Source organism: Aureibacter tunicatorum (assembly GCF_036492635.1).
Classification (GTDB): domain Bacteria; phylum Bacteroidota; class Bacteroidia; order Cytophagales; family Cyclobacteriaceae; genus Aureibacter; species Aureibacter tunicatorum.
In genome coordinates, this window is record NZ_AP025305.1 from 2,492,699 (window position 1) to 2,509,250 (window position 16,552).

Sequence of the window (16,552 nt, forward strand, 5' to 3'; positions counted from 1 at the left end):
ATCGATTTAGTATGAAATTTTTCAATAGATTTTTCGTGTTTTCACTTGTCGTCATTCTGTTGTCTTGCATTAAGAATGATATACCATATCCCATTGTCGAAGGGCAGATATTAGCTTTTGAAGTAAAAGGACAGACAAGCGCCCCTGCAAAAATATATACTGCGGAAAGAAGGGTAGAAGTAGAGGTAGAGCCTGATGTGGACTTGACAAAAATAGAAGTTACAACATTGCAAGTGACAGAAGGAGCGACTGTGGTTCCAAGCAAAGAAGAAATTCAAGATTTTTCAAGATCAGTAGTTTATACAGTGACGACTTATCAGGATTATTTATGGGAAGTGTTTGTTCAGCATAAAGTGATCAAAGGCGAATTCACTCAATTTGAGGTGGAGGGGCAATTGTCATCAGAAATCATTCCTTCGGAGAACACTATTAAAGTAACTATGCCTGAGGGAACAGATTTAAGCAATCTTAATGTTCTTTCATATGAAGTAAGTCCGGAAGGGACAACTGTTAATCCTGATCCCAAGATCACAAAAGATTTTTCACAACCTGTGGCTTTCACTCTGACTCCTATTGAAGGAGAAGTTGGAGAGTGGTCGGTTGAAGTTTGGATAGAAGGCGATCAGCCTGAAGGTAGCCAGATTTTATACTCGGATTTTTCGACTTGGTTTAAAAAGTATGATGACAATAGCCCTGGTGACGAGTCTAAGACGTATATGTTGCCGGGTATGTATCTGGATGAAACTCCATGGAGATCTTCAGACAAAGGCTCAGCAGAAGTATCTATACCCGTGTTTAGAAATACTGTAAGCCCTCAACCAAATATGGAGCAAGCGGAATACGCCCTATTAGAAACAAAAACAGCTATGTTGGGTATTTTAGCATCAGGTTCACTATTTGTCGGGGAAATAGAAGGCAGTGGTATTTCGGATGTGAATATGAATTTTGGAATTCCATTTACTGACAAGCCAGTGGGCTTTAAGACCTCGTTTACTTATAAACCAACAGAATATAGGAATGGAGGACAAACATACATGGATGAATGCGATATTTATGTCCTTTTGCAGGTAAGAGAAGGCGAGGGAGCTAATGAAAAGAGATATCGTTTGGCTACGGGCTGGTATCGTTCTTCAGATGAGATTGTGGATTGGAAGGATCTGAATATGCCGTTGACATATGGAGAAAGCAGCGAGCTTGCCGATTACATGAGGCCTAAACCTGACGATCAATATTTGCCGGAAGCAGGTTTTTATCATGATAAAAACGCTACTCCAACGCATATTGTAGTTGTCTATGCTTCAAGTGCTCAAGGATCTTATTTTATAGGAGGAGTAGGTAGCCAGATGAAAGTCAAAGGCTTTGAGTTGTTGTATTGATAAAATGAATTAAAAAGTAATCAAAACTTACTATAAACTAAAAAAGAGGCGAAAAGCCTCTTTTTTTTATGAAGTTTGCTTATTTGATTTATTTTTTTTCAGACGTTAATTTGAAATCCGAATTTTTAATACATCCTTTAAAAAGGTCGAATATTTTTGCGTTAATTGATGAATCGGAATTAACTTCTAGCAGTTTGCAATTTTCTGAAGGCTTAAAAAAATCGATTAAGGCTTTATTTAATGAGTTCTCGTCATAGGCATAAGAATAATCCATACTGAAATCCATTGCTGTATTTTGAGCGTTTAAATTTTGACGAGTCTCAAAGTATTCTTCCAGCTCTTCTTGTTGTGAAGGACCTTTGATTAATCTAAAGATTCCGCCAGCATGATTGTTCATGACTATGACTCTGAGGTTTGCCATAGAGTAATTATGCCAAAAAGCATTGCGGTCATAGAAAAATGCCATGTCGCCTGTTATAATGATATTCATACGTTCAGGCGTTGCCAATGATATGCCTACAGCAGTACTGTTGGACCCGTCGATTCCGCTAGTGCCTCGGTTGCAAAATAACTCAGGAGCATCTGGCTCTAGTCCGATATAATTAGCATAACGTATTGACATGCTATTGGAAAGATGGAGCAGAGCAGTGTCAGGAAGAGATTGAATAATCGATTGCAATGAAGAAAACTCTCCCCATTCATTAGCGTTTTTTTGAGAAGCGAAAAATTCGTTCTGAGTCATCTTGCACTGCAAGTCTATTGACTTCCAATTATTTTGCAACTCTTCATTCCCTAAATTATCAGAGATCTGAAGCATTTGATTGAAAAAAGTAAAAGCGTCAGTTCTGATGATCTTCGTCAAGCATTGGAAGGTGTCAGGACAATATCCATCTGTTTGGATATGCCAATGTTTTAAATTCTTTACCGATCTAAGGTAAAGTTTTAATTGTTTTGATATGACAGACTTTCCAAAGGTGATGATTAATTCGGGTTTAAGAGATTCTTCATTTCGAATTTTATCATTTAATAAAAAAGAATCTTGAAGCTTGATGACTTCTTCAGAGTCATGAATATTGCTTAATATATCTCCAAATACAGGGATATTATGAGTCTCAATGAATCTATTAATCACATTTGAAAACTCAATGTCTTTTTTTCTTTGCCCTGCGATTATGATTGTTTTTTTTGACCGTATTTTTTTAGCGAGCTCTTCTATCTCTTCATCGCTTAACAATCTGCTGCCTTCGAGCTCTTTTATTATTCGAATATTTTCGCTGGGTTGAAAAGTCTCGTTTTCTTCAGGATAAAATGGTTCTCTTAAGGGGATGTTGATATGAACGGGCCCTTTTGGGAATCGTTGGGCTTCAAGAATTGCTTCGTTCATTATACGGTTGATATGCCATTGAGTATTTTCATTGTCATAATCAATAGGGAGTTCGTAAGAGTTTTTTACATGCTTGCCATAGATGTCTTTTTGTTTTATCGTCTGTCCATCCATTTGATCTAGCCATTCGGAAGGTCTATCCGCTGTGAGTATGATCAAAGGGATTTGTTGATAAAATGCTTCTGAGACAGCTGGAGCATAGTTGTAAGCGGCCGAGCCTGAAGTGCATGCCAGAACCACTGGTTTATCATCGTTCAAGGCCATACCCATACCCACGAATGCAGCGGATCTTTCATCGGATAAAGTTTGGCAATTAATTTTAGGATGTCTTGTAAAGGCTAGTGTCAAAGGAGCTACGCGAGATCCCGGTGACAATACGGCTTTTTCGACCCCATGTTTATGGCATATTTCAGCCAGATCTATAATAGGTTGAAGCAGCATATTATGTTACTTTGCGAATTAATTATTTAAAGCTACGAACGTCAAAAGAGCTTTGGTGATTTTTGACAATATTAATTAAAAAATGACAAAAATTGGACTATTGACTACTTACATTTTGTATTTGTGATATTAAATTATAATTCAATTTCTTTCATCTTAATTAAAAATTTCTGGTTGTTATCTGCAACATTTTCTATAGTTATTTTAAGCCGTATTAATAGCCTTTACTGATTGATCATAGTATTCTATTATCATCCTTAAAAAGAGATGTCATCATTTTTAAAGTAGAGTAGCATCTAAGTATTATTGTTGTGTTTTTTCGATTATAGATAATCTCCAACAATTCTATAATTCTCTATGTTTTAATGATTATGAAAATAAAATCTATTAAGGTCATGAAAAATGTATTTCTTACATTTATAGCAGTGTTATGTTATTCAACTGCTTTTTCTCAATTATTCCATAAAGATAAGATCAAACAAAGCGAATTAGAATCCACATACACAGCCAGTGCTGATATTATGGGAACTCATTTTGATTTTGTGGCGATCTCGGATGATAGTAAAGTGGCAAAGTCAGCAATTAGAGATGGGATAAAAGAAGCTAAAAAAATCGAAAAAGAGATTTCTTCTTGGGATGATCATTCAGAGACGAGCAAGATAAACAAATATGCAGGGAAAAAACCGGTAAAAGTCAGTTCGGAGCTGTATGCACTTATAGAAAAATGCCTTGAAATATCAGAAATGACAAGTGGAGGTTTTGATATTACAGCGGCTTCATTTGATCAAATTTATAATGAAGGCAGCAACTCAGGTGATTATAGTAAGTTAGGAGAAGTTGCTAAGAAAGCTAGCTATAAAAATATCATATTGAATCCTGCAAAGAAAACAGTTTATTTAAAATACCCTGAAATGAAAATAGGATTTGGCGCGGTAGGAAAAGGGTATGCAGCATCAAAAGTTGCCTCGGTAATGCAGGACGCAGGGGCTGTGGGTGGCTTTGTCAATGCTGATGGCGATGTGCTTACTTGGGGAACTCAAGCTGATGGAAGTCATTGGAATGTGCATATTCCGGATCATTTAGGTGAAAATAATTCTTTGAACAAGCATCACCTTCAAAAACACAGAGCTGTTTCGTATTTACATTCTTCAGAGGATTATATGATGATGAAGGATGAAAAATATTCTGAAGTTGTATGTACGGAGACAGGGTACCCTTTTAAAGGACATCAAAATGTAATTGTTGTAGGGAAAGATCCGATTATGACAGATGCGATTTCCACAGCTGTGATGGCTTCACCTCCCTTGAAAGCCCTTAAGCTGATTAACAATCTTGATGATGTCGAAGGATTGATACGCTCTCATGATGGCAATGTTCACATGAGTGATAACTTTACTTATAGTTATGAAGATAGATAAGTAGGGAAGGTTATTGATCACCATATTTTAAGTTGAAAATATTTATGAAAAGTGCATAATAAAAGTGATGTGTTTATTATGCACTTTTTTGATCAGGAAGTTTTAACTAAGCGACAAACCCATTTTGATTTATATGGTTAAAATCAATTTTCCGAAATTTTTATTGTCTGACATGGTTTGATGAGCTATTTTGACATTTTCCCAAGACAAGCTCTGATGTATAATAGGTTTCAAAGTTCCGTCGGAAATATATCTTAGTATACTTTTTCTAAAGTCTTGAATCAGCTTGATTTTATATTCCAAACTTCTATTTCTTAGTGTAGATCCTGTGATGGTGAGCCTCTTACTTATCAATGGAATAAGGTTGGTCTCATTGGATTTAAAACCTCCGAGCATTGCTAATAATACGATTCGCCCGTCCAGAGCAGCGCTCTTTAAGTTCTTTTGAAAATATGATGCTAATAGAAAGTCAATAATTACATCGGCTCCTTCGCCTTTGGTTATTCGCTTGATTTCTTCATCAAAAGAATGTTTGTTATAATCAATGGCAAAATCAGCTCCCAATGAAATGCATTTATCAATTTTAGATTCGGAGCAAGTTGTGATAACATTGGCTTTGTAAATGTTTTTAGCCATTTGAATGCTTGCTGTCCCTACGCCGCTTCCCCCGGCATGGATCAATGTCGTCTCACCTGATTTGATATTTCCCAACCACTTCAAGGCTTGAAATCCTGTAATAAATGCTTCGGGAATAGCCGCTGCTTGCTCAAAAGTCAAATTTTCAGGAATTGGCAACATCGCTTGATGATGAACCGCGCAGTATTCAGCGTATGAACCGCCATCTAAGATCGTCATAACTCGATCGCCGGGAGCCCATTCGCTATTTGGAGGACAAGAGATTATAATCCCAGACATTTCCAGTCCAAGAATCTCACTGGCGCCTGAAGGTGGAGGGTATTTACCTTGTGATTGTAAAATGTCAGCTCGATTGACTCCAATTGCTTTTATTTGAATCAGGCATTCATCTGATTTTGGAGTAGGCATAGCAGTTTTTTTGAACTCGAAACTAATATTGCCGTTTTCATTTAAATGATTGATGTATTTCATGATGGTGCTATTGCTCTTTACATGTGTCAATATTAGTGAAATTGAGCCTTTTTAACTCGCATCAAGCTTGAAAATGAATGCATGATTTTAAATGTTTTTTAATTTTAATAGAGTAGGTTATGAGATTAGGTTTGGCTTTATCTGGAGGCGCTGCTAGAGGAATAGCGCATATTGGCGCGTTGAAAGCATTTGAAGAGAGAGGGATAAATTTTGATGTGGTATCTGGTTGCAGCGCTGGCGCAATGGTTGGGGCAATGTATTGCGCTGGGTATTCCCCGGAAGAAATGATGAATATTGTTCGTTCTTTGAGAGTTCCAAAGATGATACACTTCGCATGGTCTCGAAAAGGAGTCTTCAATCTGCAAAAGATTATGAAACTGGTTGAAAAATATCTTCCAGCCAATCGATTTTCAGCATTGAACAAAAAGTTTTTTATTAATGCGACCAATCTAACAACGGGAAAAGAGCAAATATTTGGGACGGGAGAATTGTTTCGGCCATTATTGGCTAGTTGCGCTATTCCGGTACTTTTTGAAGCTGTTGACTTTAATGGGCAGATGTATATAGATGGCGGTTTTTCTAACAATTTGCCTGTAGATCCTTTGGTCGGGCATAGTGATATTATATTTGGAGTGAATGTAACTTCAATAGAAAAAGATCATGACATTGGGAAAAAAGATATGAGGTATATATTTTTGAGGTCTGTCATGTTTCTAGCGGATGGAGCTGCAAGACCTAGCAAGGGAAAGTGTGATTATCTTGTAGAGCCCAAAGGTTTGGTTAAATTTCATCCTCTTGAACTGCATCATGTTGATGATATTTTTGAAATGGGGTATAAATACACATCCAATTATTTAGATAATCAAGATCTATCAGATATTATGGTCGGTTAAGAGCAAGTGATTCGTGAAGAATTTTTATGATTTAAATTAATGATAAGGTAAGTATGTGGAAATCATTGGCCAGGTTTATTTTCTGGATTGGCGGTTGGAAAATCGTAGGCGATATGCCGAAAAATCTCAAAAGAGCTGTAATGATCGCGGCTCCTCACACGAGTAATTGGGACTTTATTTACGCTAGAGCGGCATTTTTCTTGATGGATGTTCCAGTTCGTTTCACGATTAAAAAAGAATGGGTCGATAGTCCTCTGGGAGGTTTGATGAAGTCTTTGGGGGCAATAGCCATAGACAGAAGTCCAAAAAATAAAGGAGAGCAGAAGAAAAGCATGGTTGACGCCATGGCTGACTTATTTGATGAGAATGAAGAATTGGTAATACTTATTACTCCTGAAGGAACTCGAGGATATGTTGAAAAATGGAGATCTGGGTTTTACCATATTGCTCAAAAAGCCAATGTGCCTATACTAATGGGGTATTTAGATTTCAAGAAAAAAGAAGCGGGTATTGGAGGTGAAATTATCCCGTCTGGAAATTATGATCAAGACTTGGAAAAGATAATGGGCTTTTATAAAAATATTACAGCTAAGCATCCTCACAAAGGTGTTAAATAAAATGAAGAGATGCTTGGTTTTTGCAATGCAATTAAAATACTTCCTTTGTTTTAATAAATTTTTTCACCATTTTATTGAAGCAAATTGATACTGTAGTATGTTATTGTGTGGCAAATATTTATTATATGATAAAAAAATATGCGATAATTTTTTTTATTTTAGGGCTTTGCTCATGTAATGATATAACAGATGAGCAAAGCCAAGTTTTGGAGTTTTCTCCACCTGCATATTTTGGCGACTTTGTTATACCTGAGGACAATCAAATGACATCCGAGAGAGTTGCGTTGGGGCGGATGTTGTTTTATGAACAAAGGCTTTCCAAGGATGAAAACATATCTTGCGCCTCATGCCATATTCAAGAATTCGCATTTGCTGATACGGCTAGATTTAGCACAGGGGTCAATGGACAAAAAGGAATGCGAAATTCGATGTCTTTAGCCAATATGCTTTGGAATGTTAAGTTTTTTTGGGATGGGAGAGCAAATTCACTAGAACATCAAGTTCATTTTCCTATTGAAGACCCTTTGGAAATGGGACAGAGCATGCAGGCTGTGGTAGAAAAATTAAATAGCTTGTCAGAATATAAAGAACCCCTTTTTAAAGCTTATGGATTGTCTAGCTTTACTGAAGAAGCTGTTTTTAATGCTATTGCTCAATTTGAACGAACTCTGATTTCCTCGAACTCAAAATATGATAAATATTTGAGAAATGAGATGCAATTAACAGCTCAGGAGAAATATGGAATGGATTTGTTTTTCACTCATCCAGAGCCAAGAATAAGTCTAGAGGGTGGAAATTGTGGAGATTGTCATATGAATATACTGACTGCTGGTGTGAATAATGATTTTGAAGGGTTTCATAATAATGGATTGGATGACGATGAAAACCTAAAGGAAGGCTTGTTTAAAGTTACATCAAAACAAAGAGACTTTGGCAAGTTTAAAGCGCCAACGTTGAGGAATATTGCTCTTACAGCTCCTTATATGCATGATGGTCGATTCAATACATTAGAAGAGGTTTTGGATCATTACAATGAACACGTAAAGATGAATCGGAATCTGGATAGGTTGATTATAGAAGCTAGCAATGTGGTAATGAATCCGGATACGGTAACTCAAGTACAATTGCATTTAAATAAAGAACAAAAAGAGGCGATTATTGCTTTTTTAAATACCTTGACAGATGTTGATTTTATAAATAATCCAGAATATGCAAATCCGTTTAAATAGTATCTTCGCAATCGCACTTATATGGCTTTTAATCTCTTCTTGTGATTCAAGTCATTTGGATTCTACAGGCAAGATTAGATGGAAAGTCAATTTAAAAAACCAAGGCAACGAGTTTTATTTAGACAGTTTGTACGCCAATGAAATTGGTCAAAAATACCTTGTAGATGTATTTAAAGTTTATTTGTCGAATTTCAAGCTTTTTGGCTCGATGACAAATGAACATACTATGAATGAGTATAAGTTATTGTCTGCAGCGGACAGCACTAGCTTAATTTTTGAAACTCCACGTATTCCTTTAGGATCTTACCATACAATTGAAATTGCTATTGGAGTTGATAGCGCCGCTAATCATAGCACTGCTCACGTTGGAGATTTGTCACCGACAAATGACATGGCTTGGAATTGGAATACTGGGTATAAATTTGTGAAACTGGAAGGGTACTTTCTTCCAGAAGGTGGAGGCGAAAAGCCTTTGATTTACCATATTGGTGAAGATAGAAATTTTACGTACGTCAGGCTTCAGTTGATAGATCCAATAGTCGTAGATTTTGATAAAACGCCTACGGTTGAAGTTGACCTAAATATTGATCAGCTGTTTTACAATCCATATATTGTTGATTTCACCAAAGTGAATGAAAGCATGGTTGGGCCTTATTCTGATTCTATAGCTATGAATTTTAAAAATGGTTTTTTAACCTTAGGTTTATAATAAATATATGCGTTATGATCTAGCTGTTTTTTTTCTTGTCATTTTTTTTGTTTTAGAAGCAGACTCAACCAGCAATAAAGAATATAACTGGCTTAGATTTAATTACTTGGAAACTGAAAAGAGTTCCACCAAAGCAGTTAATCGAAAAAAAGCAGAATTGGGGAAGATGCTATTTTTTGATAAAAATTTATCCGCTGACTCAACAGTCTCTTGTGAAACATGTCATCAACCTAATCTATATTTTACAGATGGTGTTTCATTGTCTACTCTTGGAGTTTCTGGTAAAAAACTCAAAAGGCATACGCCAAGTGTTATAAATATGGCTTTTCATAATGGTTTTTTTTGGGACGGGGGTGCTAAGAATCTTGAATCATTAATTTTGGGACCTTTAACGGATGAAGATGAAATGGGCATGAACTTAAAGGTTCTTGAAGCTAATTTAAACGAGGATCTCAATTACCAAAAGAAGTTTAATCTAGCATTTGGAATTGATACTATTCGCATTGCGCATCTTCAGAAAGCTCTTGCTGCTTACATGGGAACTTTGCAGATGAGTGGGACAAAGTTTGATCAATTCCTAATTGGAGAATCAGAGTTAACAAGTACAGAAATTAAGGGGTTTAATTTATTTGTTGACAAGAAATGCATAAGCTGTCATCAATTGCCAATGATGTCTGACTTTTCATATCACAATACTGGTCTGGATAGTGTCTATTCTGAAGCTTTTGAAAGGTTAGCTATGGGAAGGTTTAGAATAACGAGAGACTCTTCGCTTATCGGAGCTTTTAAAACACCATCTTTGAAATTTGTATCAAACACAGCGCCTTATATGCATGACGGCAGATTTGAAAATCTGATGGGTGTATTGAATCATTATTCCGGAGACTTATATGACAATCCATATTTGGATAGAAAATTAGACCCACAGGGCATAAATATGAGCACAGAGGAAAAAAAGGCAATTATTGAATTTTTGCAGATACTTTAGTTTTCATTAAAAATGGGCCCTTAACTTCAAAAATTCATAATAATTAGTCTAGGTTGATCAGCCAAAAAAGCTTAATTTTGGTTTAAGATAGAAATATAGGCACTTGCCATTTGTTATCATTGTCTTGATAATAGCAATACGACATTTTAGATTAATTGAAATAGTAATTTTTCATATATGACGAAAGAAGAATTAAATGAGAATAAAGAATCTCTGAATTTTTTAGAAGAGATTATTGAAGAGGATTTAAAAACGGGCGTGAATAAAGGCCAAGTTGTAACTCGATTTCCTCCTGAGCCTAACGGATTTTTACATATTGGCCACTTGAAAGCTATTTTCATTAACTTTTCCGTAGCCCAAAAATATGGAGGAAAAACGTTTCTTCGATTTGATGATACTAATCCGACAAAGGAAGAAACGGCTTATGTGGAGGCTATAAAAAAGGATATTCAATGGTTGGGATATCAATGGGAAGGAGAAGCGAAGTTCACTTCGGATTATTTCGATCAATTATATGAATGGGCAATCTTGCTTATCAAAAATGGCAAAGCGTATGTTGATGAGCAAACTGCCGAGGAAATAGCTATTCAGAAAGCAAATCCTACAGTTCCGGGAATAGAAAGCCCTTACAGAAACAGGCCTGTGGAGGAAAGCTTGACAGAATTTGAGAAAATGAAAAATGGGGAGTACGATGAAGGCTCTAAAGTTCTGAGAGCTAAAATCGATATGACATCTTCAAATATGCATATGCGTGATCCAATCATGTATAGAGTGATGAAGGCATCACATCATAGAACAGGTGACAAATGGAATATTTATCCGATGTATGACTGGGCGCATGGACAGAGTGATTATTTGGAAGGAATCACAAATTCTATGTGCTCTTTGGAGTTTGAAGTTCATAGGCCGCTTTATGATTGGTTCTTGGATCAAGTATATGATGAAAATAAGATAAGGACAAAACAAAGAGAATTCTCAAGGCTCAACCTTAACTATACGGTGATGAGCAAAAGAAAACTCTTGAAATTAGTCGAGCAGGGTGTAGTTAGTGGATGGGATGATCCTCGTATGCCAACTATTTCAGCATTAAGAAGAAGAGGTTACACACCTGAGGCGCTTAAGGCATTTGCGGAAAAAGTAGGTGTGACGAAAAGGGAAAATATTATAGATTTAAGCCTTTTAGAATTCTGCATACGCGAAGATTTGAATAAAAATGCAAATAGAGTTTTTGGTGTTCTTGATCCTGTAAAAGTTATCATTGACAACTATCCGGAAGGGGAGACTGAAGTGTTAAAGCTTGAGAATAATCCTGAGGATGAGAATGCAGGAGAAAGAGCAGTCCCTTTTGGGAAAGAAATTTATATCGAAAGAGAAGATTTCATGGAGCAGGCTCCAAATAGAAAATATTTCAGATTGGCTTTGGATAAAGAAGTTAGGCTGAAAGGAGCTTATATCATCAAAGCGGTAAGTGTAGATAAGGATGAAGAAGGAAACATCACTGCGATTCATTGCGAATATGATGCTGATTCTAAATCAGGCAGTGGAACAGAGGCTAGCAAAAGAAAAGTAAAAGGAACGCTTCATTGGGTAGATGCCAAACATGCGGTAGATGCGGAAGTGAGAATTTATGATAGGTTGTTCAATAGTGAAGCTCCTGATTCTGATAAAGAATTGGATTTCACAGCCTTTTTGAATCCTGATTCATTGCAAACTGTTGATGCTAAAGTAGAGCCTTCACTTAAAGAAGCAAAAGTAGGCGATAGATTCCAGTTTCAAAGATTAGGATATTTCAATGTGGATATTGATAGCTCTCCTGAGAAAATGGTTTTTAATAGAACTGTTACACTTAAGGATTCTTGGGCTAAAAAAGGTAAATAATAAAATAAAGATAACTCTCAAGCTACGAGGGTTATTTTTTATTCAACACTATTATTTAACATAATATTTTTTATAATAAATCACATAATTAATCATACAATTATTTTGTCCAAAGTTTAAAATATTCGTAATATAGTCTACATAATATTATACAGGTATAACGTATAGCAGGAATGTCGGATATTTTAAAAATTGTTGGCGATACGCCATTAGTTGAAATCAAATCATTAAATCCCAACCCTAAAGTACGAATTTTTGGGAAACTCGAAGGGAATAACCCAGGAGGGAGTGTCAAAGATAGAGCTGCTCTGGGTATGATCCAAGGAGCGATAGAAAGGGGAGAGTTAAAAAAAGGAGTCAAAATAATTGAAGCTACTAGCGGAAATACAGGAATAGCCTTGGCTATGATAGCTAGATTGCTAGGTTTTGAAATTGAATTGGTCATGCCTGAAAATGCGACCAAAGAAAGAGTTCAAACCATGGAGGCTTATGGAGCTAAAGTTATCCTAACCTCCAAAGATGTAGGCATGGAAGGTGCTAGGGATTATGCTGAAGAAAAAGTGAAAGAAGGCGGTTATTTGCTACTAAATCAATTCGCAAATCCTGACAACTTTAAAGCTCATTATAAATCTACAGGACCTGAAATTTGGAATGCCACCAATGGAAAGGTAACTCATTTTGTCTCTTCCATGGGTACTACTGGTACTATCATGGGTGTTTCTAGATATTTAAAAGAACAAAATCAGAATATACAAATTGTTGGTGTTCAACCCACTGAAGGAGCGAATATTCCTGGTATAAGACGATGGCCGATAGAGTATCTTCCAAAAATATTTGAAAGAGAAAGAGTGGATCAAATCATTGACGTATCCGAAGAAGAAGCCGTTAATATCACTAGAGAGCTATCGACAAAAGAAGGGATATTCGCTGGGATGAGTTCTGGAGGAGCTGTTGCCGCAGCATTAAAATTAGCTGATCAATTAGAAGAAGGAACTATCGTTTGTATTATTTGCGACAGGGGAGATAGATATTTATCCTCAGATTTATTTGATTTTTCAAAGTAAGCACATATTTCATCACAAGAGAGAATATACCTAAATAAACTTTCTTGTGATGACTACCTATTATCACTATTTACAAATGTAGCCGTGATTAAATTGATCGGGTATTCGTCATAAGGCATAGGTGCCACTCCCCAAAAATTCATTTCCCAATTCCACACTTCATCCAATCGATGCACTGTATAATAATAAGTGTATAACTCAAAGCCGGTGGGCACTATTCTAAATCCATATAATTTACCCAACCAAACCTCATTGTTAAACAAATCAAACAAGCCCAACCTTCCATGCACATTTATTGCATGGGTTATTACGCTGTCACCAGCTCTTACTTCATAAATGGGCTCGCCTCGAAATGTAGTTGTTTCGTTAAAAGTAAAAAAATAATTGCTGTCGGAAAAAAGCTTAATATCCTTAAAAAATTGATTCAATGTATCTGTCGGCAATGGATTTCCTTCTCGATCAAAAGCGTCAACGCTCAATAGTTGGTAAGTTCCGCCTTGAATATAAGTCAATGGAGGGACAACCACATTCGAAATTTCGTCCGATGAGCATGAAAACAAAATGCATGAAACCAGAATTGCCAATGTATATTTTATTACCTTCTTCATAAATGCTTTTTTGATAAAATCAATATAAAATAATATTGTTCACAAAAGTATTCAGAAGGCTTTGAATGCTTTATTTTATGCTTAAATTGTATTGTTTTCCTGTCTATTTCTCAATGCAGTGATTATTGAGTTTTGAAGATAGATCTATAAAAATGTAATTTATACGCTCATGCTTGCAATTATATCTCCATCAAAAGGACAAAACTTTGATAAAGAAAATGAAGGCCTTGTTTATTCTCAACCAGAACTATTGGATCATTCTTTAGAATTACTGAATGAACTAAAAAAATTGTCTATTGAAGACATTGGCTCATTAATGTCTGTAAGCGATAAAATCGCAGAATTGAACTACAATAGATTTGCTCAATTTCACACACCCTTTGATATAAACAATGCCAAACAAGCAATTTTTGCTTTCAAAGGAGATGTATACACGGGTTTTTCACTGGATAATTATTCGGAAGAAAACTTCAGTTACGCTCAGAAACATTTACGTATTCTATCCGGCTTCTATGGTTTGCTTAAACCTATGGACTTAATTCAAGCCTATAGACTAGAAATGAAAACCAAGCTGGCTAATGAAAAAGGAAAAGATTTATATCAATTTTGGGATAATATAATCACAGAAAAATTGCAAACGGCACTTAAAGATCAAGGTGATCAAGTCTTGGTAAATTTAGCTTCAAATGAATACTTCAAAGCAATCAAAAAGAAATCATTGGATGCGAAAATCATCACTCCTGTATTCAAAGAGAAGAAAGGGGATATCTATAAAGTAATTGCCCTTTTCGCAAAAAAAGCACGAGGATTGATGAGTGACTATATTATCAGAAATGAAATCAATGACCTTGATGGACTAAAAGCATTTGACAGAGAAGGATATATTTTCAATGAATCGCTTTCAAAAAACAATGAATTAGTATTTACCAGAGGATAAAAACTATGGATGAAATAAATGGAATTTGGTCGCAACAATATACTATCCCGTATTCGGAATGCGATTGGAAAAATAAATTTAAATTAACCTCCATTTGCAATTTGTTCCAAGAGGGAGCTGGAAATCATGCTAGTTTTAGAAAGTTCGGAAATGAACATATGAAACTAGCGAATAAGGTATGGGTTGTGAACAAATTTAAAATGCAAATTTCAACGCCACCTGCTTGGAAGCAAGATGTGATATTAAAAACCTGGGTAAAAAATGCTTATTCCGCGCTTTCCACTAGAGATTATGAATTATATAGCACGGATGGAAAGTGCCTTGCAAAGGCATCTGCTCTGTGGGTTTGCATAGATTCAAATACGCACAGGCCCACCATGATTGGTGATCATGAATCCAGAATGCCCAAAATAGATCGATCGGCCATAGATGAAAAGTTGTCAAAGATTCAAATGCCCGACAACTTCATCCACGAAACAACATTGCGCACAAAATATTCGGACTTGGATATGCTTAATCATGTGAACAATGTCAAATATATCGAATGGGTATTGGACTCTATGCCAGAAGAATTTATGTTGAATAAAGATGTAGCCGAGGTTCAAATCAATTACGATGCCCAAACTTTTCTAAATGACGAAGTGAAAATTTGCAGCGCTAATGTGGGCAATGAATTCACAACTTTAGTGAAAAGAGTAGAAGACCATAAAATTCTTTGTTCCATGATCACCAAATTCAAGGAGGGCTAAGAATTTAATAAAATAATTAATATATGAATAAGTTTAGAAAGATAGAAGATTCGCAAATCGAGATCACACAGTTGATGTTGCCTTCGCATGCGAATTTTAGCGGGAAGATTCATGGAGGACACTTATTGTCCATGATGGACCAAGTAGCTTTTGCCTCAGCATCCAAGCACTCTGGTAGATATTGTGTTACAGCATCGGTTGATAGAGTCGAATTTCTCACGCCTATCGAAGTCGGAGAATTGGTTAGTTTAAAAGCGCAAGTAAACTTTGTAGGCAGAACCTCAATGGTCGTTGGGATCAGAGTTGAATCTGAAAATATCCAAACTGGGGAAAAGAAGCATTGCAACTCATCATATTTCACTATGGTTGCTAAAGATGAAAATGGAAAATCTTGTCCCGTGCCTGGCTTGATTATCGAAAAAGCTGACGATGTAAGAAGGTTCTTAAGATCAGCAAATCGCATTGCCTCAATGAAAAATCGCAAGACAACTTTTAAAGCAGCCCAAGGAATTAATTTCATGGCTGAAGAATACTTGAAAGAGCTTGAAGCATTCAATGTTCAACTAGACCTATAAGTATCTTTATGAAATACTTACTATTTACTTTATTGTGGATTTTCACAATTACAGGTCAAGCGCAAGACAACGCTAGTCTATTGAATGAGCCTATGGATTGGAAATTTGAAAGAATTGACTTTCCGTTGGATTTTGCTTCCGAAATAGAGTATGAAGGCTATGAAGAATTGAGATTTTCTTCCGGTATGTTTGATGTGAAAAGTGACGAATACTTTACTTACTTTTTCGCATTCAATCTTAAACATTCCAAAATTCTGTCAGAAAGAGAATTAACTTCATTGCTGGAAAAATATTATTCTGGTTTAGCTAATGCAGTTGCAAAAGATAAAATAGACAATCAGGAACAATACTTTTCTAAAGTCATCAAACTGAATGACGACAAGTGGAGCATTAAATTTCGAGATTGCTTTACAAACTGCGAAGAGATCGTCATTAACGTTCAAATAAAGCAGAACGCTAGTAATGAAAATTTAAAAATCTTTGCATTAGCTTCTCCTGAAGATTTTAATAGCCCTTTATGGGAAAAACTACGTCCAACATTGATAAAATTAAGTAGTGAAAAAGAGGAACTTTAATCCT

The 16,552-nt window shown here is 35.9% G+C and carries 16 protein-coding genes; 13 read left to right on the plus strand and 3 right to left on the minus strand.

Annotation, left to right across the window (positions count from 1 at the left end; translation table 11 throughout):
- Positions 1–11: 11 nt before the first annotated feature.
- Positions 12–1,376 (plus strand): PCMD domain-containing protein, encoded by a 1,365-nt coding sequence (locus AABK36_RS10725; protein WP_309939109.1) that lies wholly within the window; start codon positions 12–14, stop codon positions 1,374–1,376.
- Between the two features lie 88 nt (positions 1,377–1,464).
- Here AABK36_RS10725 and menD read toward each other — a convergent pair whose 3' ends face one another.
- On the minus strand, positions 1,465–3,201 hold the full coding sequence (gene menD, locus AABK36_RS10730) for a 2-succinyl-5-enolpyruvyl-6-hydroxy-3-cyclohexene-1-carboxylic-acid synthase (protein WP_309939108.1): 1,737 nt from the start codon (positions 3,199–3,201) through the stop codon (positions 1,465–1,467).
- Between the two features lie 395 nt (positions 3,202–3,596).
- Here menD and AABK36_RS10735 point away from each other — a divergent pair, with 395 nt between their 5' ends.
- Entirely contained in the window at positions 3,597–4,619 is a 1,023-nt protein-coding gene (locus AABK36_RS10735; RefSeq protein ID WP_309939107.1) for an FAD:protein FMN transferase, read from the plus strand.
- A 129-nt stretch (positions 4,620–4,748) separates the two neighbouring features.
- On the opposite strand, the gene AABK36_RS10740 is transcribed toward AABK36_RS10735, so the two are convergent.
- Positions 4,749–5,726, minus strand: a complete 978-nt coding sequence (locus AABK36_RS10740) for an NAD(P)H-quinone oxidoreductase (protein WP_309939106.1) — start codon at positions 5,724–5,726, stop codon at positions 4,749–4,751.
- 119 nt (positions 5,727–5,845) lie between these two features.
- Here AABK36_RS10740 and AABK36_RS10745 point away from each other — a divergent pair, with 119 nt between their 5' ends.
- From AABK36_RS10745 to cysM, 7 genes are all read left to right on the plus strand, one after another.
- Positions 5,846–6,619: a patatin-like phospholipase family protein gene (locus tag AABK36_RS10745; protein WP_309939105.1), complete on the plus strand. Its 774-nt coding sequence runs from the start codon at positions 5,846–5,848 to the stop codon at positions 6,617–6,619.
- 53 nt (positions 6,620–6,672) lie between these two features.
- A complete protein-coding gene (locus AABK36_RS10750) occupies positions 6,673–7,236 on the plus strand; it encodes a 1-acyl-sn-glycerol-3-phosphate acyltransferase (protein ID WP_309939104.1) in 564 nt (187 codons plus the stop codon).
- A gap of 125 nt (positions 7,237–7,361) precedes the next feature.
- Complete coding sequence (locus AABK36_RS10755; protein WP_309939103.1) at positions 7,362–8,465, plus strand: cytochrome-c peroxidase; 1,104 nt, start codon at positions 7,362–7,364, stop codon at positions 8,463–8,465.
- Positions 8,446–9,174, plus strand: coding sequence for an MbnP family protein (locus AABK36_RS10760; RefSeq protein ID WP_309939102.1), 729 nt, complete (start codon positions 8,446–8,448; stop codon positions 9,172–9,174). Before AABK36_RS10755 ends, AABK36_RS10760 begins: the two co-directional genes overlap by 20 nt.
- Positions 9,175–9,181: 7 nt before the next feature.
- Positions 9,182–10,162 (plus strand): cytochrome-c peroxidase, encoded by a 981-nt coding sequence (locus AABK36_RS10765; protein WP_309939101.1) that lies wholly within the window; start codon positions 9,182–9,184, stop codon positions 10,160–10,162.
- 177 nt (positions 10,163–10,339) lie between these two features.
- The gene (locus tag AABK36_RS10770; RefSeq protein WP_309939100.1) at positions 10,340–12,040 is read left to right on the plus strand and encodes a glutamine--tRNA ligase/YqeY domain fusion protein; all 1,701 of its coding nucleotides are present in this window, start codon (positions 10,340–10,342) and stop codon (positions 12,038–12,040) included.
- Positions 12,041–12,213: 173 nt separating this feature from the next.
- Positions 12,214–13,104: a cysteine synthase CysM gene (cysM, locus tag AABK36_RS10775; RefSeq protein WP_309939099.1), complete on the plus strand. Its 891-nt coding sequence runs from the start codon at positions 12,214–12,216 to the stop codon at positions 13,102–13,104.
- A 53-nt stretch (positions 13,105–13,157) separates the two neighbouring features.
- On the opposite strand, the gene AABK36_RS10780 is transcribed toward cysM, so the two are convergent.
- A complete protein-coding gene (locus tag AABK36_RS10780; protein ID WP_309939098.1) occupies positions 13,158–13,712 on the minus strand; it encodes a hypothetical protein in 555 nt (184 codons plus the stop codon).
- A gap of 169 nt (positions 13,713–13,881) precedes the next feature.
- On the opposite strand from AABK36_RS10780, the gene yaaA reads away from it, so the two are divergent.
- The 4 genes from yaaA to AABK36_RS10800 are packed head-to-tail and all read left to right on the plus strand — an operon-like array spanning position 13,882 to position 16,548.
- Complete coding sequence (gene yaaA, locus AABK36_RS10785; protein WP_309939097.1) at positions 13,882–14,649, plus strand: peroxide stress protein YaaA; 768 nt, start codon at positions 13,882–13,884, stop codon at positions 14,647–14,649.
- Positions 14,650–14,654: 5 nt separating this feature from the next.
- Positions 14,655–15,398, plus strand: a complete 744-nt coding sequence (locus AABK36_RS10790) for an acyl-[acyl-carrier-protein] thioesterase (RefSeq protein ID WP_309939096.1) — start codon at positions 14,655–14,657, stop codon at positions 15,396–15,398.
- A gap of 23 nt (positions 15,399–15,421) precedes the next feature.
- The gene (locus tag AABK36_RS10795; RefSeq protein WP_309939095.1) at positions 15,422–15,973 is read left to right on the plus strand and encodes an acyl-CoA thioesterase; all 552 of its coding nucleotides are present in this window, start codon (positions 15,422–15,424) and stop codon (positions 15,971–15,973) included.
- A gap of 8 nt (positions 15,974–15,981) precedes the next feature.
- Positions 15,982–16,548, plus strand: coding sequence for a hypothetical protein (locus AABK36_RS10800; RefSeq protein ID WP_309939094.1), 567 nt, complete (start codon positions 15,982–15,984; stop codon positions 16,546–16,548).
- Positions 16,549–16,552 lie beyond the last annotated feature (4 nt).